The organism is Paenibacillus sp. FSL H7-0690 (genome assembly GCF_037980415.1).
In the GTDB taxonomy this organism is placed as follows: domain Bacteria; phylum Bacillota; class Bacilli; order Paenibacillales; family Paenibacillaceae; genus Paenibacillus_AQ; species Paenibacillus_AQ odorifer.
In genome coordinates this window covers 2,061,546-2,082,521 of the sequence record NZ_CP150281.1, presented here as the reverse complement: position 1 = coordinate 2,082,521, position 20,976 = coordinate 2,061,546, and the positions used below count along the sequence as shown (strand labels likewise).

The following is a 20,976-nucleotide window of genomic DNA, read 5'->3' as shown; positions in this document are numbered from 1 at the left end:
TGGCTTCGAAATAGACAGAAATGAGGTTATTCGGACCCCAGAGTCGTTATTGAGTTGTTTTTGTGCAAAAACCGCTGTCTTCTGACTAGATAACGCCTCCTGAGTCCGAACACTCCGCCTAATGAAGCTAAATCCCGAAATAGCGACTATACAGTCCACAACAATGACCTCTGAGCTGGTGATCACCATCCCAACAATTATCGCAGACCTACCACCAGCTCCATTATTTTTCTAACAATCTGCTCTTCACCGCTACTAACCTTTTCCGTTGCAACTTCTCCCAAGGTTATATGATCGCCAACACAAACCGAATGTGCGGAATGTCTAAACATTTCTATATCATTAGCATCGTTACCAAAAGCAATAAATTGCTGCGGTTCTATGCCTAATCTCTTTAGTCCTGTCCATTTGTTCACACCTTGTGGACTTATGTCCATAATATCTTCTTGTCCATGCTGGTAGATCACAATCGGCAGATTTTGCAGCTTATGTATAAGTTGTTCCCCGTTCAGACTGCTCAAAATAACTACCTTCACAATCTCATCCAGCTCTGATGGAGTTACATTTTTGGCGCGTTGTTCTGGATCTACATTTCTCCGGATGGGATGGTTCGCAGAACCCGAATATGCATAGTCCCAATGACTATCAATCAAATAAGTTGCATCAAATTCTTCAATCAAATTCAGGATGTTATCCGCAGTCTGTGGGTCAAAATGTATCGTCGAAATAACCTCCCCACCCTTTGCAATAAACGCGCCATTCCCGCCAACCATAGAAAAATGATGCATATGAGCAGGCAACACAGGCAATAAATCACGAATAGGCCGGGCTGACGCAAAAATAACCTCATGTCCTTTTTCAATTAGAGAATCCAAGGCTTGTACAATAAATCCACTCAAAGGTTTGCCGCTAAAACAAATCGTCCCATCTAAATCAAAAATAAATTTCACAGTTAATAACCTCCCCTTTTTCTCTATATTAACGAGTTCAGATATAATGGAAAGGACCGATGTCCAAAAAGGAGTAAACGATGAAATCTATTCACGATCCAAATCTGATATCACATTACATTACACAATTTAATCTAGACCAAGTATTCACAACGTCAACACATGCTTTAATCCAGTTAATTGTCTATGAGCAGGATGAAATCATTTTGCGTGAGGGGGATGAGCTGGACGGAATTTATTTTCAAGTGGAGGGGCGTACCAAGGTTTCTTCTAGTGTGGGGACGGGAAAATCCTTGTTATTACGTTTCTGCTCACCCTTGTCATTATTCGGGGATATTGAATACGTGCAGGAAGTTGTGATCCAATCCCAAGTTGAAGCGGTACAACAAACCAGCCTCTTATTTATCCCGAAACAAAAGGTTGAGTCTGACCTAATGGATAACCACAGGTTTAAAGACTTGTTGCTGAAACATCTCTCCTACAAGCTTCTAACCTGCACATCCGCATCCCGAACGAACTTGCTGGGCTCTGTAGAAGAAAGGTTTGCAAGTTATTTATTGACCATTCAACTCCAACGTGAGTTTGGAAAAGAAATTCAGACACCCTATATCCCAGATATAGCCTCTTTGATTGGGACTACTCCCCGCCATTTAAACCGTGTCATTCAGCGGCTCACCGACATGGAAATTTTATATAAAGTTAAGCAAGAAATTGTTGTACTCGACTGGGAGAGTCTGGATGAATTATCTAACGGAATAAGATTTGAATAGCCTAAAAACCCCTCATTTAATTGAGGATAAAATGATCGATGTCATCATAACGGATATCGATCTTTTCTCCGTTTCTTTTGACAAGATTTATATACAGAGGAGCTGCATCAACACTTCCGCCACCCACCAGCACATGGTAGTTTTCATTAATTTCATATTTACGGATGTACAAACCTGAACCAACGTCTTCAAAGGGATGACCTTCAAAATCCTTCCACGACAACGCCTCGCCTTGCTGAGCTAGATCTCGTATTTCATCCAGGGATAATATCGCAGCTTTTTTATCATTACATCCTGAAAGTATAATCGTCAAAGCAAACAATAACAGCATTATCAAGTTACGCTTACTTCTCATTCATAAACCTCCAAACTCTATAATTTGTTATTTATAGGAAAGTATAAGGTAATAATAACATAGCTTAGACTAGTTTTGAATGGAGTGTGACCAGTTCCATCTCTGAATGTTAGAAATTTAAGTTCCCCACAGCCTCCTCAGTTTCTTCCTGCAAATCTATTTTAAATTTGACGTTAATTTGTTATGTATGCTCTAATATAAATGAAGGGTGGAGCTGCATGTTATCATTTTTACTAACTTTAAAACGTTTATTCTCGGGCTTATGGAAAGCGCTCAAACGTAAAAATTTCCAAGCATTATTCTTATTAGTTTTGATGACGCTGTTGTCCGGAACCATTTTTTATGTCAAACAGGAAGGTTTGTCAGTCCTGGATGCTATTTATTTCTGCGTTGCAACGCTTAGTACATTAGGTCATCCAACATTTGTTCCCCAGACAGCACTCGGAAAAATATTTACGATCGTTTACATTATTGCAGGCACAGGGTTGTTCTTGGGAATGATCGGGTATATCGCTTATGAACTGATCAAACAAACCGATAAAGATAACAATTAAATAATGGAATCCAAACTCGTGACAGTATCAAGAGCCTTGTTAGCCGAAGCTAATGAGGCTCTTTTTTTCAAATAATCGCTTATATACTAACTTTCACCTAACTAAATCACATTTTTCATCTCATGTCACCCTTTAATTTTCGAGCAATAATTCATCAGTAAAGAAAATCGAGACCATTAATATTCATCTCTGGCGATCCTCAAATAAATAAAAAAGACCGTCTCTATTAGAGCGGTCGAAAATTTTAGAGCAAATTTGTAATAGATAAATTCACTCAAAAGAATTGCCCCCTATTACTTCATGGTGTAAAATATACTTTCGTTTAATTTGATAAAGGGGGCTTTAAATTTTAATGACTTTATTTCTTACATACGTTTTGCTCGGCTTTTCCATCGCTCTACCTGTAGGTACCATTACCATTGAAATGACCAAACAAGGCTTAAAAAATGGCTTTATGCATGGTTGGATTGTTGGCCTCGGGGGAATGACTATCGACCTCTTCCTAATTCTAGGCTTATACCTGGGTCTAGCCTCTATTCTTTCCATGCCTATCATACAAGTAATCATGTGGTTAGTTGGAGCTTTCTTCCTATGCTACGTTGGATATGACAGCATCAAGAATGCAGATCATGATATTTCCCTTGGAGGAGAGAAGACGTCCAAATCGCTGTTCTCTTCTTACAAAAATGGTTTGCTAGTGGCGATCTCACCAGGAAACCTGGTATTTTGGGTTAGTGTCTTTGGTACCGTATTGTCCGACTCCTTTGACCGTACTAATACGGGCAGCTTTTTGCTAGTGGGATTAGGTATCCTGATTGGTATCCTGCTCCATGATATTGGCCTGATGACGATTGTATCCACCACACGAAAAGCAATGAACCGGACGGCTATTAAATGGGTGACTATCAGCGCAGGTGTTGTATTAATCGGCTTTGGCGGGTATTTCTTCTATCAATTCCTGCGGAGCCTCCATATTTTTTAACGTAAAAAAGCCGTTCTCTTTTAAAAGAGAACGGCTTTAAATGTCTTTTTCACAGAAATCCTTAGAACACCCGCTTCTGATTCCGATCATCAATAATAATCTGCACCGCTTCCTTAAACCGTAATGCATGCACAATCTCCCGCTCCCGCAGGAACTTAAGGCTATCCTGCAGATCCACGTCATCCGTCATGTCAATCAGCCACTGATATGTAGCCCGGGCTTTTTCCTCAGCCGCAATGTCTTCATAAAGGTCTGCCAGCGGATCTCCCTTAGCTTGAATATAGGCTGCGGTGAATGGAACTCCACTAGCATCCGTGTAGAACAGGGCATGATCATGCGCTACAAAATGTGGCCCTAATCCCGCTTCCTCTAATTCACATACCGAAGCATCCTTCGTCAGCTTGTAGATCATCGTGGCAATCATCTCAAGGTGAGCGAATTCCTCAGTAGAAATATCGTTCAACACGCCAATAACTTTATCTGGAATCGTGTATCTTTGATTCATATAGCGTAGTGCAGCGGCGAGCTCGCCATCTGCGCCTCCGTATTGCTCACTCAAATAACGCGCCATCCGGACATCACATTTACCCACCCGTACCGGATATTGCAGTTTTTTTTCGTATATCCACATTCGGGAACTTCCCTCCTCTAGAAAAATAGTTCCTTACGGTTATACTCCTCTTACACCTGCCAAGGCCAAGGGGGTTGATTCCATTCCCATGGACATTTAGAATAAGCGCGGCCAAAATTCTGCAGCGGACCATATAACTCCTGAAAATGATTCGCTAGCTTAGTTCGTTCCAGCGTAAGCTGATTAAATTGTTCAATACTTCTCAGATCGTCAGGATGCGTATTTAGATATAAGTTCAACTCCACTAAGGCAAAATCAAGGGTCTGCAACTGTTCAAGCAATTCATAATAACGTTGGTCGCAAGGATTTGCCTCCATAGTCTATTTTCCTCCTCCTTTGCACTTGGATTCATACGGACTAAATAGTGCTGGCCAGAGCGTTCCATACTTCAGAGCCTCCTGCAAACTAAACTGTGGCAAATCGGGCGGCTGAAAGGTGATAAATTGATTGGGTGGAACTACATACGTCTTGAACGGCACCGGTGGGCAAGGATCAAACGGGCCCCTAAAGGGGGTATACCTCCGCAGCTGTGATTCCATCTTTTTTGTACCTCCTTTGTTCCTGTTCCTTCTTTAAAGACTCTGAACATTACTCCCTTAGCTAACTTATGACAGCAGGACACAATATAAAACGTTATTCACAAAAAAAGCCCATTAGCAATTTTTTTTGTGCAATGTGCATGACAAATAAGCTGTCTCCGGAAAAGTACCGAAAACAGCTTATAACTTGGGTTTTTTAGTATTCAGCTTAGGGCTTCGCTCTTTTGAACGAATCTTCGTGGGTAATCTCAAGGATATCCAACATAAATACAAAGATAGGAATACCAAGAATAAGTCCCCAGACACCCATATAATGCTCAGAGAACAACAACACGCTAAAGGTGAAAAACATCGGCAAATTCATTTTTGTGGACATCAACTTAGGATTCAAGAAATAGCCTTCGATAAAATGCAACACCGCAATAATCGCCAGCACATATGTAACTGTTATCAGACCGCCGATGTTGTAACCAATTATTAAAAGCGGAATGAGCGAAATCAAAAAACCAACCACCGGAATGAGACTGAGCAGAAAAATCAAAATCGCTAGGGCAAATAAATACGGGAAGTTAAGCAGCCACAAGCCAATAACAGTAAGACAGGTATTGAACATGGCAATGAGAATTTGCGCTTCAATTACTTTTCCAAAGGAAACGATGAATTTTCGGCTGAAATACTCCAGATCTATATAAAACCAGGCAATCCTGCTCTCTCTCATCCTAGAAGTGAAACTGACGACCCGGTTCTTCTCCAGAATAAACACAAAGCTTAAAATGGTTGATAGAACGAAAGTTGCACCCCAGTTGCTAACCTGCAGCACATAATCGATGCCTCTTTTGATATAGGACTGATAGTTAAGGTCCCTGAGAATATCATACAAATATAATGTAATCTTGTTCTGCGGAAGATCCTCTGATTTGAGATTGGTGAGGAAGATAGCTAATTGCTTAATCTGCTCCAATACTTTAGGAAGATATCTTGCAAGGGCCAGTACAATCAATGCGATTAAAGCAAGGTATAAAATGACAATAATCACCTTACTGTTAACCTTCATGAATTTACCAATTCGTTTACTGAGCACAATCTGAAAGCTGTTCATGACAAAAGCAATCAGAAACGTCAGCAACACCAGATTAAGCATCCCTCGAACCATGTACAGCAGCAACCCGATAAGTGCGAGAATAAAAAAGCGTCTGGTAGTACTATTTGCGTAGAATCGCTTGAATACATTCATTGATCTTGCTCCATTCAATTGCGATTAATAATGTTAAACTTCAATGGCTATAAAAAGGAAAGCTTAGCCCCCATAAAAAAGCCGATGGAAACAAAAAGAAGTGACCAGGTTAGCGCTCCTGCAGTCGTTATGAGTATATATTTTTTGAAAGACATAGCACTGATTCCAGAGATATAGCTCGATACATGCCTCAGACCTGGAATAAAATAAGCAATGAAAATCGCCCAGTTTCCGAACCGCAAAAACCATCTTTTCATACTGGCAAAACGCTTGGGAGTAAGGCCAACCCACTTGCCGAATTTTGCTACCACAGGTTGCCCTAGCCTTAGACCAATGGTATAGCTGATAAGCATTCCTGTGATAGATCCCATAAAACAAACCAATACAGAAAGAGAAAAATCCAAAACCATAACGGAGGATAAATAGCCTACAAACAGCATTAACACCTCATCAGGCACAGGAAGTCCGATAATCCCAAGTGCCATAAGGCCAAATATGGCTAAATATCCGTATTGTGAAATGAACTCTATAATCCAAGGCATGGGTGTATCACTTCCTGTTGAAGGATTTTTTAAGGGACGGAAATGGGATACGGCTGATCATCATTACGGACAGCAATGCCATTAATCCGATGACCAGTCCTGGTTTCATCCGTTCATCTAGTAAAGAAATCATCGACAGAATGACTCCAGCAGCAGTAATGGGCATCCCCACGAACCCTTTGGAAGGCGCCGACAGATTAAATCTGGCCAAACGAAGTGCGCCACAGATCAAAAAGAAAACTGCAGCTGCAGGTCCAATCCAGTCGGCATCTTCTAACCTATACAACAAGATAAGGAAGGTAGGCGCTAAACCAAATGATATAATATCCGCCAATGAGTCCAATTGTTTACCGAATTCACTAGTACATTGCAATATTCTTGCCAGTAATCCATCCAGTACATCGCATATTGCCGCGAGCAATATCATTAATAAAGCTAGGCTATATCGTTCTTGAATCGTAAAATACAAGGATAGTGATCCTAGTCCCAAGTTTCCGAGTGTGCACGTTGAAGGCAACCAGTTCAATTTCATACAATTTCACCCCTTTCATAGCAGTATTTCTGTTGATTCGGTTTAACCTTCAAAGGTCACAGTAAAGCTGACACCGTTCTCCGTATTTTTCACTGTATAAAGACAAGCGTGCATATCTAGTATTCGCTTTGCAATGGAAAGCCCCAGACCCGTACCGCCTGTCATTCGACTGCGGGATGGCTCCGACCGATAGAACCGTTCCCAGATCTGCTCCAGCTGATCTTCAGGGATTGATTCTCCTATATTTTGAATAGTGAATACAATAGTCTGGGCATGACTCTCAATATTGACAGTGATAGAACTTCTTTCTTCCGCATGCCTGATAGCATTGGTCATAAAATTTAGCATAACTTGTTCGATCCAGTTCACATCCGCATAGACCGGTAATTCATTCGCAGGAATAATGATGACCTCCAAATGTTTTTCACTCAGCAAGTGGACCAGCTTGTCTGTCACCTTTTCCGTCAGTTCACTTAACATAAAGGAAGATTTCCGTAGTTTAATCGTGCCCGACTCCAACCGCGCTAGATCTAGCATATTTTTAACAAGAAACTCCATTTTATCGGCTTCCTCAATAATCACCTTAATGTAGTGATCCTGCTTGCCGGCACTAACGCCGTCTTCCAAGCCTTCAGCAAAACCTTTGATAATACTGAGGGGTGTCTTCAATTCATGGGAGGCGTTGGCAAAAAAGTCCTGCTGCATGATCTCCATTCTTTGCTTCTGTTCCATATCCTCAACTAGCTGCTGATTGGCCTCTCTTAACTCCCCTAAAGCAGAGTCCAGACTTAGTGATAAGGTGAACATGCTGTTAGAAAGGCTGCCTAGCTCATCCTTCTGCCGAATCGATGTGTCCCCTGTAAAGTCCAGAGAAACCATCCGTTTTGCTATCTTGTTTAACTTAATTAGCGGACGCGTTACCATTTTCGAGAAAAAGAGAGAAAGCACCAGAATCAGGACAAAGCCACCCATTCCCAGATATAAAAAGAACCAACGTAAGGCATCGTTCGAATCCTTAACTTCCTGTAATGAAGTGACTGTGAATAGTAATTCAATTTCTCCGTTACTTTGCTTCAGGGGCAGAATAACCACAGAATTGCGACTCCCACTCCAGGGAGCAACCCAGTCTTGCTTCTGTATTTTCAAATTTTTAAAGTCTTCTATCTGCGCTGGTGTCAAAGGAAACCATTCCTCAAGAGCCTCAAACAATATTCCCTGGCGGGGATTCCATATTTTTAAATCAGGCAGTACAACTTCTGCAACAGTACCAGATGCATGAATCGTCCCAGTCTCTCCCGTCTCCCCTATGGTTCCGCCCCCTTTTTTTGTAATGCTTATGGGGTAGAGTATAACGGGTGAAGCACTCTCTTCATCCAGAAGTTCGCCTTCCACGCTCAACTGATCATCTACTTTAATGTTTGCTGCTCTCAGTGAATCTCCGTACTGATTCATGAATAGGGATAAAGAAACAACCATACTCTTCCCGTCATCATCGATTAGCTTTATATGAAATGGATCTTCTGAATTCATCTTTCCATCCAGCTTCAAAATAACCATTTGTGTTTTATTCCGCAGCATAAACCGGACAAGCTCCTGAGAGGTTCGGGTGCTTCCCCATGGCTCGCTTATATATCTTGCCGCAAAGCTCTTAAGGTGTTTCTCCACGCGGTGCTCTTTTTGCTTCTGATAGAAATTGTCAAACAACAGCAATTGGCTTAGAATCACCATGCCATAGAAGCAAAGGAAAAAGATAACGGTCATCACAAACAGTTTAAAAGTAATTCCCCGTCTTCTCATGCCTCTTCCTCGAACATGTATCCTGTGCCAATTACCGTACGAATAAAACGTGATTCATAACCCAATTTACTTCGCAGCTTTTTGATATGACTGTCCACAACTCTGGAATCTCCTTCAAATTCAATTCCCCAGATCCGACTTAGGATCGTATCCCTTGAAATGACAATCCCTTTATTTCGTATTAAAAGCCATAAAAGATCATATTCCTTAGGGGTAAGCTCCACTTCCGCATCTTCTACCTCCAACCGATGAGCCAAGGGATTGAACATCGCGGAACCAAATCTTATTATGCTAGATTCAGGCTGATGGGTGCCTTCAACCCGTTTCATAAGTGCATTTGCCCGGGCTACTAGCACCTTTGGACTAAATGGTTTTGTAACATAATCATCGGCTCCTAATTCAAAACCGTAGATTTTGTCGTCATCTGTAGACTTGGCGGTTAACAAAATGATGGGTACCGCTGATTTCTCACGAACTTCACGGCACACTTCAAAGCCATTCATAGCAGGCATCATGATATCCAGAATCAGCAGATCCGGCAGCAGTGAATCAAACCAAACCAATGCATCTTTTCCATTATCCGCTTCAAGTACCTCCCAATCATTCTGTAAGAAATAATCAGATACCAGTTCACGAATACGAATTTCATCCTCAACGAGAAGAAGTTTCTTTTTCAATCTAGACCCCGCTTTCAAACAATTAATAAACATTAGCATAGACGACCCTTATGTCCTTTATGTGTCCACAAAAAACTCCCCCTGTCATGAGCCATACAGCTCTTGCAGGAGGAGTTCATTATATCCCTGATCAACCGGAACAATACGTTATAATTTTTAATAGGTTATTCTTTATCCTCATTCAGTTCTGCTGAGGTTTCTTCGTCCTCGACACGTGGTTCCCGGTGGATATTAATTCTAGTGATACGCAATCTTGTCGATTCCTCGACTTCAAAAATAACATCTTCTACTTTGACACGTTTTCCTTTGGTTGGATTACCCTCCAGCTCCTTAAACAACCAGCCGCCGATGGAATCCACCTCATCGTCTTCAATCACAACACCCGTAAGATCGTTGACATCCTCAATCAGCATCCGGCCCTCAACAGAGATGTACTCCCCGTTATGTTCCACACTTGGACGCTCATCTTCGAACTCGTCATGCAGATCGCCTACGATTTCTTCCAGAATCTCTTCTGCTGTCAGCAAACCTGCTGTGCCGCCATATTCATCGACAACTAACGTCAGCTGAGCCTTATTCTTCTGCATAAAACGAAGAGTATGGCTGATCTCCATCGATTCCGGAACGTTAAGGATAGGCCGAACCAGAGTTGTAAGATCATTCTGCTGCTCCGGGGGTGCAAACAACAGGTCGGTAATATGAATAAAACCGATAATACGGTCCTTATCTTCCAGAGCAACCGGATAACGTGAATGTCTCGTTTCGGTAATAATCTTCATATTTTCTTCTAACGAAAGATTGCTGTAAAGCACATCCATATCTGTACGAGGCAGCATGACTTCACGTGCAAGCAGATCTGAGAATTCAAAGATATTATCCATTAGTTTCATTTCATCTTTGTCAATGACACCACTCTTGGCGCTCTGATTCATCAGAATACGTATTTCCTCTTCCGAGTGTGCTGCTTCACTTTCATTTGCAGGCTCCACACCGACCAACCGAAGCAACGCGTTGGCTGAAGCGTTCAGCACCCAGATAAAAGGCATGAACACATTATAGAAGAACATCAGGGGTGCAGATAACAACAGTGCCGAACCTTCTGTTCTTTGAATCGCGAGCGATTTAGGAGCAAGCTCCCCAAGTACAATATGTAAAAATGTAATGATCGAAAATCCAATAATCACAGATACGGTAGAAATCAGGGTATGATCGGTGATCCCCATCTGGTACATTAAAGGTTCGACCAACAGCTCAGAAATCGCGGGCTCTCCAACCCAACCTAAGCCCAGCGACGCAAGTGTTATCCCAAACTGAGTGGCGGATAAATAGGAATCCAGTCTCTTATTTACTTTCAGAGCATATCCAGCCATTTTATTACCTTCACTGACAAGTTGGGTCAGGCGGGACTGCCTGACCTTAACTAATGAAAATTCCGCTGCTACAAAAATACCGTTCAATAATACGAGCACCAGAACCAGCAAAAGATTAAGCAATAATCTCCCTACTTCAAATTCCGTATGCACCACTTAACAACGCCTCATTTCTACAGATTGATCGCTTTTCTAGTTTTGAAGTCAACTTCCGGATAATACATATCAGCCACTAACAGATTAGGTCCGCAGCAGCCTGCTGCATCGCAGTGGCAGTTCACCTTTTGGTTCAGCGGGTGTTTAGTCTGCCAATCGATAAATATATCATCCAGCTTTTGGTTCTCGATGTTGCCAAAGGCTGCGATATCAGCGAAATCTGTAACAAAAACATCGCCAGTAAACATGTTTACGTTCACTCGGTTCCGGCCATCCGGATCATTGCGAAGGGTAACATTCTTCTCGCCGCGCATTCTGCTTATCAGCTTCTGATCTTCTTCCAGGAAGCTGCAAGCAAAAAACGGAAGGGTCCCAAACAGCATCCAAATCTCCGGATCACGGGTATCCAGTAGTTTATGGATTGCCGTCCGCATTTCATTCAAGGACAACACTGGCAAAGCCGAAGCAAAACTGGAGTTGTACATAGGATGTACCTCATGCCGTTTGGCGCCCATATCGAGAATCAACTTATGAATTTCAGGCAGCTTAGTATGTGTACGGTAATTAATCATAGTTTCCGCAGAAATTAGCATACCATCCTCACTTAGCCGTCGAGAATTCTCAATCATTGCATTATATAACCGATATGCACTTTCTTTTGAAACTGCATGCCCGCTGTTGGCAAAACCAACTTCATGAAAATCGTCTCCGTTCACATAATTAAAAGAAATATGCATAACGTCCAAATACGGAAGCAGCTTTTCATATCGAGCATACGGCATCGTCAGATTAGAATTAATTTGCGATCTAATCCCCCGCTCTTTGGCATACTTTAAGAGCGGCACTATGATATTATCCACCGTTCCAGCCAAGAACATAGGCTCTCCGCCGGTAATACTAATCGTCTCCAGATGCTCTACTTCATCTAAACGGTCCAACATATTTTTAAGCGGCAGCATATCCCCTTCTCTAGAGGTTAAACTATCACCTACCGCACAGTGTTCACACCGCATATTACATAAATTGGTTACTGTGAATTCCACACTCGTTAGCACATGGCGTCCATGCTTACGTAAAGAAGTAATGGGATCCCACGGATCGTAGCTTGGCGACAGCTCCTTCGGTGGAGATGTTAATGGTCTTAAAACATTCATTTGTACTAGCTCCTTTAAATCTTATTCCTATTATTAACCCATAATCATGAAGATTGAACGGTGTCTTATCCTATATCATACCACGTTAGTCAGAAAAACTGCACTTCGGATGTCTTTCAGACTGTCCTTACAAGCTTTTTCACTGTAAAAAATAATAGCAGCGAGACGAAAAATAGGCTTCCGCGAGTTATGCGGACAAGCCTAATCTTCTCTCTTCGCTGCTATGATAAATATTTTGGCGTTCCCACAGAATCGCCTTGATCTGCGACGTCAACGATAACAACGGAGAGGGCTTTTCCTAGATCCCTTTCGAACGGTACGACTTTCTCTCCTTCAGGCCCTGTAAGCACACGTACAATCGGTCTGTGAGGCGTACTTGGGTCTATTTTGACAACAACTCCACTTTCCCCCGTACTGAGCTTCACCGTAAGACCAAGAGGATAGATAGCCACACGATCTCTAAATAACTCTAGCTGCTTCTGCTCATACAATGTACCAGAACCTACATAAAGCGCCTCAACGGCTTGATGTGGCAGCATAGCCTTTTTGTAGACCCGGTTGGAGGTCATGGCATCGTAGGAATCAGCCACGCCCAACCATTTGGCATATTCATGAATTTGAGGCCCTTTTAATCCCCGCGGATATCCGGATCCGTCAATGCGTTCATGATGCTGAAGCGCACAATGAGCCGCGAGCAGCGGGATATTCGGTTCTTCCTTGAGAATCTGATACCCGATCTCGGTGTGTGCCTGCATATGGCGAAATTCATCTTCACTGAGCTTACCGGGTTTTTGAATGATTTTTATCGGGACTTGGGTCTTGCCAATATCATGCAGCAGCGCACCCAGACCAATCACTCGAAGCTCCTCTTTGCTGTACCCATGCGCAATGCCAAGCACCAAAGTGTACAAGCAGACATTCAGGGAATGGACGTACAAGTAGTTATCAGCGGTGTGCATATCAAGCAGCATGATCATCGGATCTTCTTGTAAAGACAAATCATCCAGGATGCTATCCATGATCTTTGAGAATTTTTTATCCAGATGGTAGAATCCCTTGCTTATTCCTGAAGCGCCTGTCATTTGCTGAAACTGATTACGAATCACCTTCAGTGCCTGATTACGTGTCTCATCTTGAAGCATACCTATAATTTCAACATCGTCCGTGACAGAGTCCTCTATGTAAATATAACCGATGTCAATTCTTGAAAGCCTCTTGATCAATGCATCAGTAAGCTCCACCCCATCCGCGAGGAGAGTTAGACCTTCATCATTATATATTTTTTTACCTAATTTCATGCCTGCTTGAAGCTGATTCACGGATACTAAACGCACTTAGCTCACTCCTGCCTTTAACGGTAAAATGCTATTCTGTTTTGAAATCCTTGGGTCACACGCTTTGTCTATACCGTTTATGTAGAGATCAGACAGGTGCACCATGAAGAACATCGGGTGTGTCTAGGTCTTTGCCTATGGGCATTAACGCATAATAAACAACCAGAATATAGCAGCAAGAATAAATCTGTAGATCGCGAAATGCGTCAATCTAATCTTTTGAATCAATTTCATAAACAAAATAACCACTACATAAGCCACTACAAAAGAAATCAGAAATCCAATTACAAAATAGCCAATCGTCTCACTAGTGAAGTTCTTATAAGAATCCAACATTTCATATCCGGAAGCCGCACACATAATAGGAATGGCTATAAGGAAGGAGAAATCCGCAGACGCTTTATAACTAACCCCACTTAACATCCCTCCGGAGATCGTAGATCCCGAACGGGAAAATCCTGGCCACAGCACTGAAATAATCTGATACATCCCGATAGCCAGCGCCTGTCCGTAAGAAAGATCGTCCAGCTCATGCGCTGTAATTCTAATTTTGCGTCTGTTTACCCATTCTGCGATAATCATTAGAATCCCGCCGGCGACAAGCGCCCAAAGAACAGTCGTGGCTCCAAAGAGACTTTTTATAAAATCGCGGGCAAAAAATGCCACAGCTAGTGCTGGGGCAATCCCAAGTATTACATGGATTAAGTTCAAACGAGACGCCGGCATCACACCGCCTCTTCCTGAGTTCTTACGCCCAATGCCCAGCAAATTAAGCACACGCTCGCGGTAAACAAGCGCAATCGCCAATATTGCCCCTAGCTGAATAACGATTTCATAAGTCTTCATAATCGAATCCTGCTCCTCAAAGCCCAGAAGCTTCGAGGTCAAGATCATGTGTCCTGTAGAAGAAACAGGAATAAATTCAGTGATCCCTTCGACAATTGCTAAAATAATAGCTGTAATCGTGTCCATAATCTCCTCCTATTTTTCGGGAATCTAGCACTGTTTAAATGGAATCAAAAAGTATATCTTGTGAGCTGCAGGTTTACTCAGACTTGATCTCCCACCGAGTGAGCATGCATCCATCAAGACTGTCCGGACGCTGCAATTCCATCCCAAGCAGGTCGCGTAAAAAATGAGGCAGCAAAAATACAGGATCCTTCCCATTGGCGATCGTCTCATAGCCTGCACGGAAAGTAAACATGTCCAGCGTACCAACATTATACTCTTTATCATCCTCCAGCGGGTTTCCTTCGACAAAAACTGCAATATTGTTATCATACGGTATCTTCTGCGGATCGTACAAGATTTTTATCCCATCTACTGCTAAGCTGCCCAGATAATTCCCGCGAAAGCCATACCCAAAAATCACCTTATTATAAAATTCTTCAGTAAGACTCTGCTCCAAAGCTATGCGAATATCTAGGCCTTTCAGCTTGATTACGCAGGTGTTAATGGGAGAAGGACATAGGGCGTGCAGCATTCCCGCTGTAACCTCCCCTTCAGGCAAAGGTCCTAGAAGCTGACCTGTGTTAACTATCGACAAACTAGTGCCTGTAAATCTACGTACAGCTTGGGCTAAAAGATTGCCAAAAGGGGATTCTCCCTGCAAATTCAAAGGAAGCTCACGATCTGTGATCGCAACGGTCTGCTGAAGAGCCTCACGACCACGCTCCAAATGAATAGTAGCGGCAGGACCTACAATCTCTTCCTTCAGTCCTGGGTCAATCGGAATACATTCACCCGCCACCAGGCTAAATCCAGGTTGTCCCTCTCTCCGCTCAAATTGAAGCCGCCCGAGGTAACGCCCGAATTTCCCGGCTCCACATACAGCTGTTCCGTTAATCATGAGCGGTTCTTCCAGCATATGATGTGTATGTCCACCTAGAATAGCATGCACACCTTCCAGCCGCTCTGCCAGAATTCGATCTGCGGGAAGCCCCAAATGAGAAAGGATGATTAGAATGTCCACCTGAGGAGCTAGAAGAAGGCATTGTTCCCGAAGGGTTGTCTCGGGATCCAGAGCATCCCAGCCCAGCAAGGAATAAAACGAAGTAAATGCCGCTGTCGCTCCAGTCACTCCTATTCTGATTCCGTCCTTCTCCAAGATGGCATGACGCTTCATCCAGTGGGGAGGTTCCCCTGTTGCAGTCTCCACAAAATTACAGCATACCACTGGACACTGTAACCCGGAGAAAATAGAGGATAACATCTCCTGTGAGAATGTTAACCCCTCATTATTACCGATGGTTACAGCATCATATCCTGTTAAGTTAAGTACATCGATGTTAGCCTGACCCATAGTTCCTTCTGTCTCGACGGCTGCACGATCCATATGATCGCCAATATCCAGCAGCAGCACAGGCGCTTCTCCCGCTGCAGCTCTTTGTCTCCCGATTTCTGCTGCCAATGGACTCACCATTTCGAAATGGCTATGTATATCATTGGTATGAAGTATGGTCAGTCTTTGCGGCACATGCCCCATTAGCAACATTCCTCCTACCTGTTGAGCCGCTCTTTAATGAAGCAGCCGATGCATGATCTTATAGAGCCTAGCATAACATTTTCAGGCTCATTATGGTATATTGTAGACATTACAACATATTTCAGAGGTGAATAAGTATGCATATCACAATCCGCCTGTTCGCGGGTTTGGCTGAGATTATCGGTTCATCTTCTCTGACCTTTCATGCGACGGAGAATCCCTTAACCGCTGGGAAGTTAAAAGAACTCCTTTCAACCTCTTATCCGGATGCAGCATCCCTAATTGGAACTTCTTTGGTCGCTATTGACCGGGAATATGCACCTGATGAAGCCCTCATCACCGAGTCTGCCGAAGTTGCATTAATCCCTCCCGTTTCCGGGGGAGAGAATGGTTCTTTATATGAGAGCACTCCTGACGGCCTCTATAGCATAACGGATCTGCCATTAAATGCTGAGAAGCTTCTGGATGCCGTCCTCGATGCCAATCATGGAGCATCCCTATTATTTGTAGGAACTACACGCGAAATGACCGGAGAACAACGCACAACAGCATTAGACTATGAAGCCTATATTCCTATGGCCTTAAATAAGCTGAAAGAAATTGGTGATGAGGTACAGAATCGCTGGAATGCACGCTGCGCGATTTCCCACCGCATTGGGCTTGTTGGTCTTAAGGAAGCAAGCGTTATCATTGCTGTCTCCACCCCTCATCGCGATACCTGTTACGAGGCTAGTCGTCGGGCCATTGAACTGCTGAAACAGACCGTCCCTATCTGGAAAAAAGACATCAATGAATCAGGCCAGCACTGGGTAGGCTCTGAACAAAAGGCTGCCGATTCCCTCCACAATTAATCTTCACTCCTTTTTCATTGAAAAATCTGCACTTTGTTGATATTCTGGATAAAATCGGATAAAAGGTGGCATAGGCATTGAGAGTACACGTCTCGGATCTAAAACCTGGTAATCACCTCAACTCAGACGCTTATAGTTCAAGAGGTCTGCATGTATTACCAAAGGGATCGCTGCTCCAGATAGATGATATCGCCAAGCTGATGCAGCATGGAGTTGATTATGTTGATATCCAGACGTTAGTGGAAGAACCTGCCCCATTAAGCAGACCTTCAATTATTCAGACGGTGACCACTAGTTTTGATACCATGATTGACGGCTTTGAGAATCTTTATATGGAAGCACTATTAAAAGGAAGCTTTAACCAATCCGTGGTTAACGACATTCTTCAGCCTTCACTTCAATCGTTGGACAAGCAAAAGGATGTAGTCTCCCTGCTGCTTCTGCTCGATCGCGAAGATAATTATACCTACAACCACTCTTTGCAGGTAGGTATGCTCTCTTATTATATTGCAATCTGGCTTGGGTATTCCAAACAAGAATGCTATGAGATTGGACGAGCTGGATATTTAATTGATATTGGAAAATGTAGAATCTCACCTGCTCTATTAAATAAACCTGGGAAATTAACCGCGGAAGAATTCGAAGAAGTTAAACTACATACTAAGTACGGCTACGAAATTATCCGCAATTCGATGGATGACTCACATACAGCTTTGGCAGCCCTACAGCATCATGAACGTGAGGACGGCTCTGGCTATCCTAATAAGCTAACCAAATCCGAGATTCATCCTTATGCGCAAATTGCTGCTGTAGCTGACATCTATAGTGCGATGACTTCTAAACGCGTCTATCAGTCCAAGCAAGAGCTTATTTCTGTCCTACGTGAACTAAATGACCTCAGCTTTGGTAAGCTGAACGGCAGAACGGTTCAAGCCTTTATACAACATTTAATGCCCAACTTTATCGGCAAGCGTGTGTTACTGAACACGGGGGATACAGGTGTGATTATCATGAACAATCCAGTTGATATTTTCCGTCCGCTGGTAAAGATCGATGGATTATTTGTCGATCTAGCCCGCGAACGTAACGTTACGATTGTGGAAATCTACATGGACTAGGGCGTTACTTGAGGTCCTGCGTTGCTTAGCAGAAGGTTCAGAGCTGCTGTTTGTACACTAAATCCCCCGGTTTAACTACGGGGGATTTTTTAGTTGTACTTTGTGCAACAGAACCCATGTCTACCAGGCTGAATTCTGATTTAGTTGTACTTTGTGCAACAGAATCCATGTCTAGCGAGCTGAATTGTGATTTAGTTGTACTTTGTGCAATTAGAATTAAGGAAAATGCTCTTTATAAGCACATTTCTCGAAAATAGCTGCACAAAGTGCAATTAACAGTATTTTTATAACGAGAATGATGGTTTCTATTGTACAAACTGCAACTAAAGATTGGTTTCCAGATTACTCCTAAACATTCCTCAATTTTCACCTCTCTCACCTCTCTCACCTCTATTGTTTCCTTCTGACTTCTAAGATAGTTCCTCCCTACCCTCAACATAGTAAGGCCCCTCAATTTAATTATCTGACGTAACGTTTGAATTCCTCTTCTAATGGCGAGACTAATATGTGGTTTTAAATTGCTATAGGAGGAAAAAAGCATGCTTCCTGTCCATGAACGCCTTGCCGAGTTGTTCACCCTGAGCCGTAGACGGCAGCTTACTGCTGCTGAGGAAACGGAGCAACAGCAGTGCCTGCAAATTAACGCAACCTACTGCTATGAGATGGCCCGATTACAAAATGAAATCCTATTAGCGGAACAGACAGCTGATCTACAATGGCATCAAGATATTTGTGCACAAATGTTTGAGCTGCGTGTGACGGGCAGGGTATCCAAACGCCCCAAGTAACTGAATCATAGAAATCTTACCCTGCTGCATTATGTTCTTCCGTTCTGCCGTTCTTCCGTTCTTCCATTCTTCCGTTCTTCCGTTCTTCCGTTCTTCCGTTCTTCCGTTCTTCCGTTCTTCCGTTCTTCGGTTGCCTTGTTCCGTAATACCTCTGCCATATTCCACTCTACTCTGATCCACCAAGCCCCGACCACCTTAATCACTATATCCCTATAAAAAACAGCCCACCCCGCAGTTGCCTAAGCAACGGGAATGAGCTGTTGTTCTGTTCTGTTCTGTACTGTTCTGTTTTGTTTTGTTCTATTCCGTTCTGTCGGTCTATAGGAAGCGGAATTGCGCTTCGATCAGACCGTTGTATACCCCATCACGGGATGTCAACTCATGATGGTTTCCTTCTTCTTTAATCTCTCCGTGATCGAGGACGACTATTTTATCCGCATGACGGATGGTAGAGAGTCTGTGCGCTACGATAAAGGAGGTTCGGCCTTGAAGCAGGATTTTGAGTGCCTCCTGAATCTTCAGCTCCGTCTCCGTATCAATGCTGGCAGTTGCCTCATCCAGGATTAGTATCCGCGGATTTGCCAAAAGCGCCCGGGCGAAGGAGAGCAGCTGACGTTGTCCCATCGACAATGCGCTACCGCGCTCTTCCACCTCAGTCTCATACCCTCCGGGCAGCTTCATAATAAAGTCATGGGCATCCACGGCTTTTGCGGCATTTTCCACTTCTTCATCTGTAGCCTCCAGACGGCCAAAACGGATATTATCCCGAATCGTTCCCGAGAAAATAAAGGTATCTTGCAGCACGATTCCGATCTGCCTTCGCAGGCTGTCTAACGTAACCCCGCGGATATCTTCACCGTCTATCGTGATTCGGCCGCTCTTAATATCATAGAACCGGCCAATCAGGTTAATGATCGTACTTTTACCAGAACCTGTATGACCTACGAGCGCGATCGACTGTCCTGCTTGAACATCCAGATCAATACCTTTTAGTGCAGCCCGGCCTTTTTCATATTCAAAAATGACCTTTTCAAAGTTAATATCCCCACGAATCGTTCCCATTGGCTTAGCACCAGGATTATCTTGCACCGCCGGTTGCTCATCCAAATATTCAAAGATCCGTTCCGAGGAAGCCATTGCCACAAGCAGCTGATTGTACATCTGCCCAAGGCGATTAATCGGGTCCCAGAAATTGCTGACATAAGAACTGAATGCTACCAGCATACCTACTGTGAGTTCTCCAGATTGGATCAGATAAGCCCCCAGCCAAAAGAGGATCATTGTTCCAAAACCACCTGTGACCTCAATAATCGGACCGAACGCCTGGTTCATCGCAGAGGCTTTGTTCCAGGATTTTTTGCTGTCGGTATTCATAACATCAAAATAATTCATGTTTTCTTGTTCTTGAGTGTAGGCTTGTGTGACTCTGATTCCTTGAATCGATTCATTTAAATGAGAATTAATTCTGGAGTTCTTCATCCGCACGTCCTGCCAAGCGATCCGAATCTTTTGGCGCAGCTTAGTTGAAACAAAGAACATAATCGGAACCGTGACCATTACTGCAAGACCTAGCTTCCAGTTGATCACTAGCAGAATAATGGTAATCCCCATAAGCTGCACGCAGTCAATCATCAGATTGACAACCCCGTTTGTGAACAGATCCTGCAGAGAGTTGATATCATTGGTTACCCGTACTAATACCGAACCTGCCGGTCGTTTATCAAAGAAGTTAAAGGAGAGCTTCTGAATATGCTTGAACAAATCTGAGCGCAAATCATAAATCACTCTTTGGCCTATGATGTTCGTATATTTAATCCGGTACACTCCCGCAATCCATTGAATCAGATATAAGACGATTACCCCAGCTGTAAGCGAATAAAGCAGTGATAAGCTGGGATTCCCTACCTTTGGCGCAATCGCACGGTCAATGGCTAAACTTGTTAGGAACGGGACGGTCAACTTCGTGATGGTTCCCAGAATCATCATGATGGACACCAATGGAAGCATCTGCTTTGCATAAGGCTTCATGTACCCGAACAGTCTGGTGAATTGCTTCCAGTCAAAAGCCTTATCGATGACATCATCATCTTTATATACAAAACGTTCATCCAGTTCTTGCTGCTCGGCTGCTTTATTTTTTGCTCCCGTAGCGGTCAT

Annotated in this window: 23 protein-coding genes; 6 read left to right on the top strand and 17 right to left on the bottom strand. The window is 43.2% G+C overall.

Annotated features, from left to right (window positions below):
- Positions 1 to 197 precede the first annotated feature (197 nt).
- Entirely contained in the window at positions 198 to 950 is a 753-nt protein-coding gene (locus tag MHI32_RS08995; protein ID WP_076191092.1) for an HAD-IIB family hydrolase, read from the bottom strand.
- Between the two features lie 80 nt (positions 951 to 1,030).
- Here MHI32_RS08995 and MHI32_RS08990 point away from each other — a divergent pair, with 80 nt between their 5' ends.
- On the top strand, positions 1,031 to 1,720 hold the full coding sequence (locus MHI32_RS08990; RefSeq protein WP_340012186.1) for a Crp/Fnr family transcriptional regulator: 690 nt from the start codon (positions 1,031 to 1,033) through the stop codon (positions 1,718 to 1,720).
- Positions 1,721 to 1,736: 16 nt separating this feature from the next.
- On the opposite strand, the gene MHI32_RS08985 is transcribed toward MHI32_RS08990, so the two are convergent.
- The gene (locus tag MHI32_RS08985) at positions 1,737 to 2,075 is read right to left on the bottom strand and encodes a hypothetical protein (RefSeq protein WP_340012185.1); all 339 of its coding nucleotides are present in this window, start codon (positions 2,073 to 2,075) and stop codon (positions 1,737 to 1,739) included.
- Between the two features lie 218 nt (positions 2,076 to 2,293).
- Between MHI32_RS08985 and MHI32_RS08980 the strand changes: the two genes are divergently transcribed.
- The gene (locus MHI32_RS08980; RefSeq protein ID WP_076124810.1) at positions 2,294 to 2,629 is read left to right on the top strand and encodes a potassium channel family protein; all 336 of its coding nucleotides are present in this window, start codon (positions 2,294 to 2,296) and stop codon (positions 2,627 to 2,629) included.
- A 352-nt stretch (positions 2,630 to 2,981) separates the two neighbouring features.
- Positions 2,982 to 3,611 carry a LysE family transporter gene (locus tag MHI32_RS08975; protein WP_076279386.1) on the top strand — a complete coding sequence of 210 codons (630 nt, stop codon included), beginning with the start codon at positions 2,982 to 2,984 and terminating at the stop codon, positions 3,609 to 3,611.
- 61 nt (positions 3,612 to 3,672) lie between these two features.
- Here the strand turns inward: MHI32_RS08975 and MHI32_RS08970 are convergent, their stop codons facing one another.
- The 13 genes from MHI32_RS08970 to MHI32_RS08910 form a co-directional block, all read right to left on the bottom strand.
- Complete coding sequence (locus MHI32_RS08970) at positions 3,673 to 4,242, bottom strand: manganese catalase family protein (RefSeq protein WP_036684067.1); 570 nt, start codon at positions 4,240 to 4,242, stop codon at positions 3,673 to 3,675.
- A 50-nt stretch (positions 4,243 to 4,292) separates the two neighbouring features.
- Positions 4,293 to 4,559 carry a spore coat protein CotJB gene (locus MHI32_RS08965; RefSeq protein ID WP_036684069.1) on the bottom strand — a complete coding sequence of 89 codons (267 nt, stop codon included), beginning with the start codon at positions 4,557 to 4,559 and terminating at the stop codon, positions 4,293 to 4,295.
- Between the two features lie 3 nt (positions 4,560 to 4,562).
- Positions 4,563 to 4,781: a spore coat associated protein CotJA gene (locus MHI32_RS08960; protein ID WP_036684070.1), complete on the bottom strand. Its 219-nt coding sequence runs from the start codon at positions 4,779 to 4,781 to the stop codon at positions 4,563 to 4,565.
- A gap of 208 nt (positions 4,782 to 4,989) precedes the next feature.
- On the bottom strand, positions 4,990 to 6,015 hold the full coding sequence (locus MHI32_RS08955) for an AI-2E family transporter (protein ID WP_340012184.1): 1,026 nt from the start codon (positions 6,013 to 6,015) through the stop codon (positions 4,990 to 4,992).
- A gap of 47 nt (positions 6,016 to 6,062) precedes the next feature.
- Positions 6,063 to 6,557: a DedA family protein gene (locus tag MHI32_RS08950; protein ID WP_340012183.1), complete on the bottom strand. Its 495-nt coding sequence runs from the start codon at positions 6,555 to 6,557 to the stop codon at positions 6,063 to 6,065.
- A 7-nt stretch (positions 6,558 to 6,564) separates the two neighbouring features.
- Complete coding sequence (gene pssA / locus MHI32_RS08945; RefSeq protein ID WP_076301334.1) at positions 6,565 to 7,089, bottom strand: CDP-diacylglycerol--serine O-phosphatidyltransferase; 525 nt, start codon at positions 7,087 to 7,089, stop codon at positions 6,565 to 6,567.
- A 42-nt stretch (positions 7,090 to 7,131) separates the two neighbouring features.
- Entirely contained in the window at positions 7,132 to 8,886 is a 1,755-nt protein-coding gene (locus tag MHI32_RS08940) for a HAMP domain-containing sensor histidine kinase (RefSeq protein WP_340012182.1), read from the bottom strand.
- Positions 8,883 to 9,563, bottom strand: coding sequence for a response regulator transcription factor (locus MHI32_RS08935; RefSeq protein ID WP_340012181.1), 681 nt, complete (start codon positions 9,561 to 9,563; stop codon positions 8,883 to 8,885). The genes MHI32_RS08940 and MHI32_RS08935 overlap by 4 nt, the downstream gene beginning before the upstream one ends.
- A 164-nt stretch (positions 9,564 to 9,727) precedes the next feature.
- On the bottom strand, positions 9,728 to 11,086 hold the full coding sequence (locus tag MHI32_RS08930) for a hemolysin family protein (protein WP_076125129.1): 1,359 nt from the start codon (positions 11,084 to 11,086) through the stop codon (positions 9,728 to 9,730).
- A gap of 20 nt (positions 11,087 to 11,106) precedes the next feature.
- Complete coding sequence (gene yfkAB / locus MHI32_RS08925; RefSeq protein WP_340012180.1) at positions 11,107 to 12,243, bottom strand: radical SAM/CxCxxxxC motif protein YfkAB; 1,137 nt, start codon at positions 12,241 to 12,243, stop codon at positions 11,107 to 11,109.
- Positions 12,244 to 12,464: 221 nt separating this feature from the next.
- Positions 12,465 to 13,577 (bottom strand): HD-GYP domain-containing protein, encoded by a 1,113-nt coding sequence (locus MHI32_RS08920; protein WP_076187093.1) that lies wholly within the window; start codon positions 13,575 to 13,577, stop codon positions 12,465 to 12,467.
- A 144-nt stretch (positions 13,578 to 13,721) separates the two neighbouring features.
- Positions 13,722 to 14,549, bottom strand: a complete 828-nt coding sequence (locus MHI32_RS08915; protein ID WP_339247510.1) for an undecaprenyl-diphosphate phosphatase — start codon at positions 14,547 to 14,549, stop codon at positions 13,722 to 13,724.
- Positions 14,550 to 14,622: 73 nt separating this feature from the next.
- The gene (locus tag MHI32_RS08910) at positions 14,623 to 16,062 is read right to left on the bottom strand and encodes a bifunctional UDP-sugar hydrolase/5'-nucleotidase (RefSeq protein ID WP_340012179.1); all 1,440 of its coding nucleotides are present in this window, start codon (positions 16,060 to 16,062) and stop codon (positions 14,623 to 14,625) included.
- A gap of 137 nt (positions 16,063 to 16,199) precedes the next feature.
- Between MHI32_RS08910 and MHI32_RS08905 the strand changes: the two genes are divergently transcribed.
- The 3 genes from MHI32_RS08905 (at position 16,200) to MHI32_RS08895 (ending at position 18,819) form a co-directional block, all read left to right on the top strand.
- Positions 16,200 to 16,913, top strand: a complete 714-nt coding sequence (locus MHI32_RS08905; protein ID WP_076187089.1) for a molybdenum cofactor biosynthesis protein MoaE — start codon at positions 16,200 to 16,202, stop codon at positions 16,911 to 16,913.
- 77 nt (positions 16,914 to 16,990) lie between these two features.
- Complete coding sequence (locus tag MHI32_RS08900) at positions 16,991 to 18,031, top strand: HD-GYP domain-containing protein (RefSeq protein WP_076219643.1); 1,041 nt, start codon at positions 16,991 to 16,993, stop codon at positions 18,029 to 18,031.
- A 539-nt stretch (positions 18,032 to 18,570) separates the two neighbouring features.
- A complete protein-coding gene (locus MHI32_RS08895; protein ID WP_076124783.1) occupies positions 18,571 to 18,819 on the top strand; it encodes a hypothetical protein in 249 nt (82 codons plus the stop codon).
- A gap of 29 nt (positions 18,820 to 18,848) precedes the next feature.
- On the opposite strand, the gene MHI32_RS08890 is transcribed toward MHI32_RS08895, so the two are convergent.
- A complete protein-coding gene (locus MHI32_RS08890; RefSeq protein WP_340012178.1) occupies positions 18,849 to 18,977 on the bottom strand; it encodes a hypothetical protein in 129 nt (42 codons plus the stop codon).
- Between the two features lie 160 nt (positions 18,978 to 19,137).
- Positions 19,138 to 20,976 (bottom strand): ABC transporter ATP-binding protein, encoded by a 1,839-nt coding sequence (locus MHI32_RS08885; protein WP_172628886.1) that lies wholly within the window; start codon positions 20,974 to 20,976, stop codon positions 19,138 to 19,140.

Excerpts from the sequence above, each read along its gene's own strand:
- pssA (WP_076301334.1), bottom strand. The coding sequence starts at position 7,089 with ATGAAATTGAACTGGTTGCCTTCAACGTGCACACTCGGAAACTTGGGA.
- MHI32_RS08985 (WP_340012185.1), bottom strand. The coding sequence starts at position 2,075 with ATGAGAAGTAAGCGTAACTTGATAATGCTGTTATTGTTTGCTTTGACG.
- MHI32_RS08975 (WP_076279386.1), top strand. The coding sequence starts at position 2,982 with ATGACTTTATTTCTTACATACGTTTTGCTCGGCTTTTCCATCGCTCTA.
- MHI32_RS08960 (WP_036684070.1), bottom strand. The coding sequence starts at position 4,781 with ATGGAATCACAGCTGCGGAGGTATACCCCCTTTAGGGGCCCGTTTGAT.
- MHI32_RS08940 (WP_340012182.1), bottom strand. The coding sequence starts at position 8,886 with ATGAGAAGACGGGGAATTACTTTTAAACTGTTTGTGATGACCGTTATC.
- MHI32_RS08915 (WP_339247510.1), bottom strand. The coding sequence starts at position 14,549 with ATGGACACGATTACAGCTATTATTTTAGCAATTGTCGAAGGGATCACT.
- MHI32_RS08895 (WP_076124783.1), top strand. The coding sequence starts at position 18,571 with ATGCTTCCTGTCCATGAACGCCTTGCCGAGTTGTTCACCCTGAGCCGT.
- MHI32_RS08990 (WP_340012186.1), top strand. The coding sequence starts at position 1,031 with ATGAAATCTATTCACGATCCAAATCTGATATCACATTACATTACACAA.
- yfkAB (WP_340012180.1), bottom strand. The coding sequence starts at position 12,243 with ATGAATGTTTTAAGACCATTAACATCTCCACCGAAGGAGCTGTCGCCA.
- MHI32_RS08885 (WP_172628886.1), bottom strand. The coding sequence starts at position 20,976 with ATGACCGCTACGGGAGCAAAAAATAAAGCAGCCGAGCAGCAAGAACTG.
- MHI32_RS08965 (WP_036684069.1), bottom strand. The coding sequence starts at position 4,559 with ATGGAGGCAAATCCTTGCGACCAACGTTATTATGAATTGCTTGAACAG.
- MHI32_RS08905 (WP_076187089.1), top strand. The coding sequence starts at position 16,200 with ATGCATATCACAATCCGCCTGTTCGCGGGTTTGGCTGAGATTATCGGT.
- MHI32_RS08910 (WP_340012179.1), bottom strand. The coding sequence starts at position 16,062 with ATGGGGCATGTGCCGCAAAGACTGACCATACTTCATACCAATGATATA.
- MHI32_RS08970 (WP_036684067.1), bottom strand. The coding sequence starts at position 4,242 with ATGTGGATATACGAAAAAAAACTGCAATATCCGGTACGGGTGGGTAAA.
- MHI32_RS08980 (WP_076124810.1), top strand. The coding sequence starts at position 2,294 with ATGTTATCATTTTTACTAACTTTAAAACGTTTATTCTCGGGCTTATGG.
- MHI32_RS08955 (WP_340012184.1), bottom strand. The coding sequence starts at position 6,015 with ATGAATGTATTCAAGCGATTCTACGCAAATAGTACTACCAGACGCTTT.
- MHI32_RS08950 (WP_340012183.1), bottom strand. The coding sequence starts at position 6,557 with ATGCCTTGGATTATAGAGTTCATTTCACAATACGGATATTTAGCCATA.
- MHI32_RS08890 (WP_340012178.1), bottom strand. The coding sequence starts at position 18,977 with ATGGCAGAGGTATTACGGAACAAGGCAACCGAAGAACGGAAGAACGGA.